This is a genomic window from Salinivibrio sp. MA427, from assembly GCF_001996115.1.
In the GTDB taxonomy this organism is placed as follows: domain Bacteria; phylum Pseudomonadota; class Gammaproteobacteria; order Enterobacterales; family Vibrionaceae; genus Salinivibrio; species Salinivibrio costicola.
The window spans coordinates 1-7,195 of the sequence record NZ_MUFH01000123.1 but is presented as its reverse complement, the minus strand read 5'-3'; the positions used below and the strand labels follow the sequence as shown (position 1 = coordinate 7,195).

The 7,195-nt window shown below is 45.2% G+C and carries 6 protein-coding genes; 2 read left to right on the top strand and 4 right to left on the bottom strand.

Annotated features, from left to right (window positions below):
* Positions 1-158: 158 nt before the first annotated feature.
* Positions 159-1,694, bottom strand: coding sequence for a nitric oxide reductase transcriptional regulator NorR (gene norR, locus BZG79_RS09240; RefSeq protein WP_077679667.1), 1,536 nt, complete (start codon positions 1,692-1,694; stop codon positions 159-161).
* A gap of 183 nt (positions 1,695-1,877) precedes the next feature.
* Here norR and norV point away from each other — a divergent pair, with 183 nt between their 5' ends.
* Positions 1,878-3,368: an anaerobic nitric oxide reductase flavorubredoxin gene (gene norV / locus BZG79_RS09235; protein ID WP_077660824.1), complete on the top strand. Its 1,491-nt coding sequence runs from the start codon at positions 1,878-1,880 to the stop codon at positions 3,366-3,368.
* Between the two features lie 9 nt (positions 3,369-3,377).
* A complete protein-coding gene (norW, locus tag BZG79_RS09230; RefSeq protein WP_021023450.1) occupies positions 3,378-4,520 on the top strand; it encodes an NADH:flavorubredoxin reductase NorW in 1,143 nt (380 codons plus the stop codon).
* 25 nt (positions 4,521-4,545) lie between these two features.
* On the opposite strand, the gene modC is transcribed toward norW, so the two are convergent.
* From modC to modA, 3 genes are read right to left on the bottom strand one after another with little or no spacing between them, the layout of a single operon-like run.
* Positions 4,546-5,508 (bottom strand): molybdenum ABC transporter ATP-binding protein, encoded by a 963-nt coding sequence (gene modC, locus BZG79_RS09225; RefSeq protein ID WP_242414153.1) that lies wholly within the window; start codon positions 5,506-5,508, stop codon positions 4,546-4,548.
* Positions 5,459-6,115 (bottom strand): molybdate ABC transporter permease subunit, encoded by a 657-nt coding sequence (gene modB, locus BZG79_RS09220; RefSeq protein ID WP_077774245.1) that lies wholly within the window; start codon positions 6,113-6,115, stop codon positions 5,459-5,461. Before modB ends, modC begins: the two co-directional genes overlap by 50 nt.
* Positions 6,112-6,897: a molybdate ABC transporter substrate-binding protein gene (gene modA, locus BZG79_RS09215; RefSeq protein ID WP_025744426.1), complete on the bottom strand. Its 786-nt coding sequence runs from the start codon at positions 6,895-6,897 to the stop codon at positions 6,112-6,114. The genes modB and modA overlap by 4 nt, the downstream gene beginning before the upstream one ends.
* Positions 6,898-7,195: the final 298 nt, after the last annotated feature.

Sequence of the window (7,195 nt, the reverse complement as noted above, 5' to 3'; positions counted from 1 at the left end):
GAGATATTCAGGAAGAAGACCGAGTTCTTGGCGGCCTGGCACCGCTTCGAGACACCTCTCTCATAAACGATTTGAAAAATAAAAAGCGAATAATAAATACGTCAAAAAATTTCTAATAGGGCGTTAGCTCACGGGGTTGTAACTTGCGTTTGTCGCTCTTATTTCAGGCTCAACCGTTTTGCTAGGCGATGTAAATTGCCACCATCGATATCAAGTTGTCTTGCAGTGGCGGCCCAATTACCGTGATTTTGTGATAATGCGTCCGAGATCATTCTTTTCTGAAGATTCTCTGTTTCTGCGCGTAGCCCTAATGTTGGAACTTCAATAGACTCTTTTTTTTGCTGTTTATGGGTAGTACTAACCGCCTTTTCGTCAGAGGTAAAGAGATCAAAATCTTGCAGAGTAAGCTCGAGATCCCTCGACTGCGTTCGAGATTTGGCTAGGACACTGGCTCGTTTGATAGCATGCTCTAGTTCGCGTACGTTACCAGGCCATGCATACTGTGTGAGCTTTTGAAGTAGCGATGCAGACAGGCGAATGCTGCTAAGATGAAATTTAGCCTTCATCTGTTCGGCAAAAAATCCGGCTAATAATACGACATCATCGTCTCTTTCTCGAAGAGGTGGAACATGGAGAGGGAATACACTGAGACGATGGTATAGATCGGCTCTAAAACGACCGGCTGTTACTTCCTCATATAAAACGCGATTGGTCGCGGCAATGATGCGCGTATTCACTTGAATATGACGGTCATCGCCGACCCGCTGGATATCACCGAATTGGAGTGCACGCAGTAGCTTGGCTTGCAACTCTAACGATAATTCGCCAACTTCATCTAAAAATAATGTGCCGTTATCGGCTTGCTCGAACTTACCCTTTCGATCACTAATTGCACCGGTAAAGGCCCCTTTAATGTGACCAAATAGTTCACTTTCCGCGACGGATTCCGGTAGCGCGGCGCAGTTAAGATAGACTAATGGCTTAGACGCTCTTGCAGAACGCTGGTGGAGTGCATTAGCGACTAACTCTTTACCAACCCCGGTTTCCCCGGTTATTAATACTGATAACTCCGTATTCGCCACCGCGTCTATTTGTTGTTGTAGCGTCTGCATTGCCGCCGATCGGGAAATAATCTTATCACTAAACGTACGCCGCTCTGTCAATGCCTCATGTGTGACATTGGCTTGTGTTTCTAGTTGCTCTAATAACAAGGCTGTTTGTAGCCCACCTGCTGCCAGTGCGCTGATAAACCGCAAGTCGTGATTGAGGAGGCCATCAAACTGATTTTCGTCAAACGCATCAATAGTTATTGCGCCAATTAGCTGATCGTCCACTAATAGCGGAAGTCCGATACAAGAGTGAACCTGAAGCTTGCCATCATGGTTAGGAATTAATCCATCATAAGGGTCTGGTAAATCGCTGTTAGCCGGAAAACGTACGATATCACCTGCTCGTGCAATGGCTTCCAAACGCGGGTGCTGAGCGAGAGCAAAACGACGACCTAAGACGTCATGCGATAATCCATTAATGGCGAGAGGAATAAAGGTCTGATTCTCATACAAAAGTAGTGTGGATGCATCACAGCGTAGCACTTCTCTTATCGTGGTTAATAATGTATCAAACCGGTCTTTTCGAATCAGTGCAGAATTTAAATCTTGTGTGATGTACAGCCAATGGGCGAATAATTCAGTCATAATCTAGTATTAGTGTCTTTATGACAATCATATATGTCTAAATGACAATAATCAATGCTGTCATTAAGACAATGTTTTAGGTGGGTTGTTATATAAGTGCTTGATGTTAAATGGTTAGTTATCTTGGCACGACTAATGCATATAGAGTGCATTAGGTTCTCAATGTCATTTAAGGTAGTAATCATGACAATACAGGTAAAAAACAACATTCGCTGGGTGGGTCAACGAGATTGGGAAGTGCAGAACTTTCATGGCACAGAATACAAAATCACCAAAGGAACAAGTTACAACAGCTACTTAATCCAAGAAGAGAAAACAGTACTGATCGATACGGTTGATCACCGCTTTAGCCAACAATTTTTGCAAAACCTTGAAAGGGAAATCGATCTAGAAAGTATCGATTTTATTGTTGTAAATCACGCAGAGGAAGATCATTCCGGCGCAATGTCCGCCTTGATGGAGAGGATCCCTGACACGCCGATATATTGCACTGAAGCGGCGATAGACTCGATAGTGGGCCACCATCACCACCCGGAGTGGAATTTTAATACGGTAAAAACCGGCGATAGTATCGATATTGGGAATGGTAAGCAGCTTATATTTGTTGAAGCGCCCATGCTGCACTGGCCCGATAGCATGATGACCTACTTAACCGAGGACGCCGTCTTATTCAGCAATGACGCCTTTGGTCAGCATTACTGTGATGAACGCTTGTTTAATGATGAAGTTGACCAAAATGAGCTGATGGAACAGTGCTTACGGTATTATTCTAATATTCTTACCCCTTTCAGCCGTTTAGTAACGGCGAAAATAAAGGAAGTTTTAAGTTTTAATTTACCTGTCGATATGATCGCAACCTCTCATGGTGTCGTTTGGCGCGATAACCCTATTCAAATAATCGAGCAGTACCTTGCGTGGGCGGATGACTATCAAGAAGACAGAATCACTATTTTTTATGACTCTATGTCGAATAATACACGAATGATGGCTGATGCTATCGCACAGGGGATCCATGACGTCGATCCGGACGTCGCAGTAAAAGTGTTTAATGTTTCGAAACACGACAAAAATGAAATTCTATCAAATGTATTCCGTTCTAAAGGTGTGTTAGTTGGTTCTTCAACGATGAATAATGTCATGATGCCTAAGATCGCAGGGATGCTGGAGGAAATCACCGGGATGCGTTTTAAAGCGAAAAAGGCGGGCGCTTTTGGTAGTTTTGGTTGGACCGGTGGTGCCGTTGACCGCATCCACACGCGCCTTATGGACGCTGGTTTTGAAACGTCGATGAGCTTGAAAACAAAATGGCGTCCTGATCGCGATGGTATGGAGAAGTGTCGAGAGCATGGTCAGTATATTGCAAAGTTGTGGGCCAACAAACGCCCCTCTCGAATGCTACCGACGGCTGAGTCTTGCGAGAAAAACGACAAGCCACGACCATCGACACTAAGCCCTGAAAAGCCAAAAACACACCCTATCCAAGATGCAGAGCCGCCTCATTCTGCAGACTGTCAGTGCATGATTTGTACTGTTTGTAATTGGGTTTATGATCCTGCTGTGGGAGAGCCTAACCAAGGTATTGAACCTGGGACAGTATGGAGTGATGTTCCGGGATACTTCTTATGTCCTGAGTGCCATCTAGGCAAAGATGTTTTTACAACATACCAAGGTTAGGGAGCGAAAATGACTGAACCAATTATTATTATTGGCAGTGGCTTCGCTGCTTACCAACTGGTAAAAACAATTCGGCGTATGGATCGGGAGATCCCGGTGACCGTATTGACGGCTGATGATGGCCATGAGTACCACAAGCCGGATTTGAGCCACGTATTTAGTAAACAACAAACAGCGGACGATTTAGTGTTAAAATACGCTGATGTGTTCGCAGATGAATACAATATTACTTTATTGACTCAGACTGTCGTTGAGCATGTCGATACACAGGCCCATTGTGTACGCGCAAATGGTCAAAAGTATTTTTATTCAAAGCTGGTTTTTGCAACCGGTGCAACTACTTTTATACCTCCGGTTCAGGGGGATGCGGCGCATCAAGTAATGACAGCTAACTCTTTGACAGAGTTGCGCGCATTAGAGCCTAATGTGCGTCAAGCTCAGCGTGTTGCCATTATAGGGGGTGGATTAATAGGTGTTGAAATTGCGATGGATCTAGCGCGAAGCGGGAAATCCGTTGTGGTTGTTGAGCCTAATACCCACCTTCTTGGGACACTGGTTCCAGAGTTTGTTGCTAGACCGCTTGAGAGCCAGATGCTGCAACTCGGCACGACACTGTGCCTTGGTGAGAGTGTGGTGGAAGTCAATCAACAGGAGCAGTCGCTTTCACTGACGTTGCAGAGTGGCAAGAAGATTGCTGTGGATCTTGTTATATCAGCGGCTGGCCTGACGCCAAATACCAACCTTGCGGCACAAGCAGGCATTCAAGTGAACCAGGGTATTTGCGTTGATACATCGCTGCGGACATCCGCTAGCGACGTATTTGCGCTAGGAGATTGTGCCGAGGTTGAAGGCCAAATTAGGCCTTATCTACAAGCCATTTCTTTAAGTGCTAGTACGCTTGGTAAGCAGCTTCTTGACGTTGATGGCGGTTTAACGTTACCCGCTATTATGGTTAAAGTTAAAACCCCCAATTATCCCATCTACATGGCAGGTGATATCCATTCGGCAATATGCTGGGATATCAATATGGTCAGTTCGGGGATAGTGGTGCGAGCCTCTGATGACGCTCAGCAGCTAACTGGGTTTGTTGTCACAGGGGAGCAAGTGACTCAGGCGTATACGTTGTTTAGACAGTTGTCTAGGGCTATCTAGCCGATATAACTGGGGGAGCGGTTAGTTAATAATCAAAACTAACCGCTTTAACCAGGGCATAGAGCATTTGTCCTGGCTGCAGTTTGAGTCGAGACAACGACCGGCGACTGATCCTCGATAATATCGGTTGACCACTTACGTCCAACCGTAACAAGACGTTGGCGGGGTGCGTGTCGTCGCTCACCTCCATGAGCTGTGCCAATAAGCAATTATTGATACTTGATTGTTGTGGTGCTTCTAAAGCGATTGATACATCTTTTGCGTGTACCCTCGCTTTGATGATGCTGTGTGTTTCGACTTGCTGCAAAGGGACATGCAATTGTTGGTCATTGGATAAGTCTAGCACTGTCATATAGTCGTCTGTATGCTTTTTGACGGTGCAGTGAACCACCGCAGCCGCGTTATCATCTCGCGCTAAAGACAAATTTGTCCTTGTGAGCATATCTTGTGTTGCGCCATGTGCTAATACTTTTCCGTTATCTAACAGCACAATGTGATCGGCAAGTCTTGAGACCTCTTCAATGGCATGGCTGACATAGATGATAGGTATCTTCAGGGTCGATTGTAGTGATTCGATGTAAGGTAAGATCTCGGCTTTACTGGAAAGGTCGAGAGAAGCCATCGGTTCGTCCATAAGCAATAGGCTCGGGCTAGTGAGCAGGGCTCTAGCAATTGCGACTCTTTGTTTTTGTCCACCAGATAACTGGTGAGGGTAGCAGCGACTAATGTCGGTTAGTCCGAGGCTTTTTACCGTTGCTTCAAAACTGACATAGCGTTTTTCCTTGTCTACACGGTTGTAGCTAAATAACAAATTATCTTTGACGTCTAAATGAGGAAATAGGTTCGGTTCTTGGAACACATAACCGATAGGGCGTTGATGGGTGGGTAAACATGCATCTTGGCGCTGCCATGTTTCCCCATTGACAATAACCGTCGCACTATCCAATTGTGTAGGTTGCCAATAGTAAAACAAATGACAAAGAGACAAGTATGGCTGCCAGTGTATGCGCGGCGTCGTAATTCATTGACTCGACGTGATTGTAGATAGCAATAGATGCGACTTGGGTTTGCCCTGGAATGTTTCCCCCAATCATTATTATGATCCCGAACTCGCCCAATGAATGTGCAAATGAAAGGACACCCGCGGTTAAAAAACCCCTTCGTGATAAAGGAAGCACAATATTGAAAAAACGATCCATAGGAGAGGCTCTTAATGTTGCGGCAACGTCTAATATGCCACCAGTTGCTGATTGAAAGGATGATAGAAGTGGTTGCATTACGAATGGTAGTGAATAAATCATGGAACCAACCACTAACCCAGAAAATGAAAATGCTAGATGATTGAAGCCCAGCGCCTCTAAACTTCCCCCTATCCATCCATTAGGCCCCAATAGTAGGAGGAGGTAGAAGCCCAACACGGTGGGTGGTAAGACTAAAGGCAGCATCACTAATGCTTCAACGAAGATTTTTACACGTGACTGTGTGTTGACTAGCCACCACGACAGGGGTGTGCAAATTATGAGCAATATGCTGGTGCTCACGAAAGCGAGCTTTAGAGTGATAACCAGTGCAGTGATATCGTTTGGGGAGATCATTGCTCAATAATGCCTTTCTTGGATCGTATCAAGGTCGCTTGGTTTGCGATTAATGGTTGGTTTATTTTGTACCCTGAGTTCTTGATAATGGTTGTAGCTGTTTCACTGTTTCTGACCCAGCTTAGGAATTGAACTGCTGAATCAAAAATATGGGGCGTTTTTTTTGCGTAGTTTAAAATGACAGCTTGTTGCTCGATGGGTTCGTAAAGATGTCGAGGAGGTATCCAGTACGAGCCGCCAATGGCCCCATCACGGTCTTTTACTTGTGATAAAGATAAAAAGCCCAGTTCCGCAGCTTCTGATGCTATCTGGCCATAAGCTTGGCCGATGGACTGCGCCTTCACGATTTGTGTATTGCTATTTAAGTCCTCCCAGAGCTCAAGGCGTTGCATGATTTGTTTGGCTGCAAGGCCGTATGGAGCGACACGAGGATCTGCCATGGCGAGATGTTTGAAGGAATGTGTTTCAAGGACTTTATCTCCGGCGCTAGTGAGCAGATCGGTGTCTTGTGACCACAAAACAGGTATGCCAATCGCGTAGGTAAAGCGAGAGTTCTCAACCACTAATCCAGCTTTCTCCAACAAGATAGGACGTACTTTATCTGCGGAAAAAAATAGATGGTAGGGTGCTGCGTGTTTGATTTTTGCGAATAGAGAACCCGAAGAGCCAGAACTAATCAGAAAAGGTTGATTAAACTCTCGTTGATAGGCATGGGCGAGCTCATTGAAAGTACCATTAAAATTTGCTGACACAGCAACGCGAAGGGGAGCGGTGTCTGCCATCGTCGTACCAGAAAGAAAACAAAGTAGAGTTAACGTAATTGTACGTAAAGTCTTGTTCAAGTGCATATTTTGGGTTCCATCATCAACACTCCTATTTCTAATGTGGCAAGCTTTGCTGAACCTTAACTATCCACAGGTTTTGCATGCGGGAGCGGGCTTTACTTTGTATGGTATCCATTCCATTGATAGTCCGTCGAAATAGTAAAAAGCGTTGGTGACCACCGAGTTTGGGGCGACAATACTGTTAACGGCGATAAGTGCTTGCATTAATCCTATGATGCCAACAACAGGCGGGAGG

What these genes read in the sequence shown, in the direction of transcription:
- modB (WP_077774245.1), bottom strand. Translation starts at nt 6,115, where the DNA reads ATGATCTCCCCAAACGATATCACTGCACTGGTTATCACTCTAAAGCTC.
- norV (WP_077660824.1), top strand. Translation starts at nt 1,878, where the DNA reads ATGACAATACAGGTAAAAAACAACATTCGCTGGGTGGGTCAACGAGAT.
- norW (WP_021023450.1), top strand. Translation starts at nt 3,378, where the DNA reads ATGACTGAACCAATTATTATTATTGGCAGTGGCTTCGCTGCTTACCAA.
- modA (WP_025744426.1), bottom strand. Translation starts at nt 6,897, where the DNA reads ATGGCAGACACCGCTCCCCTTCGCGTTGCTGTGTCAGCAAATTTTAAT.
- norR (WP_077679667.1), bottom strand. Translation starts at nt 1,694, where the DNA reads ATGACTGAATTATTCGCCCATTGGCTGTACATCACACAAGATTTAAAT.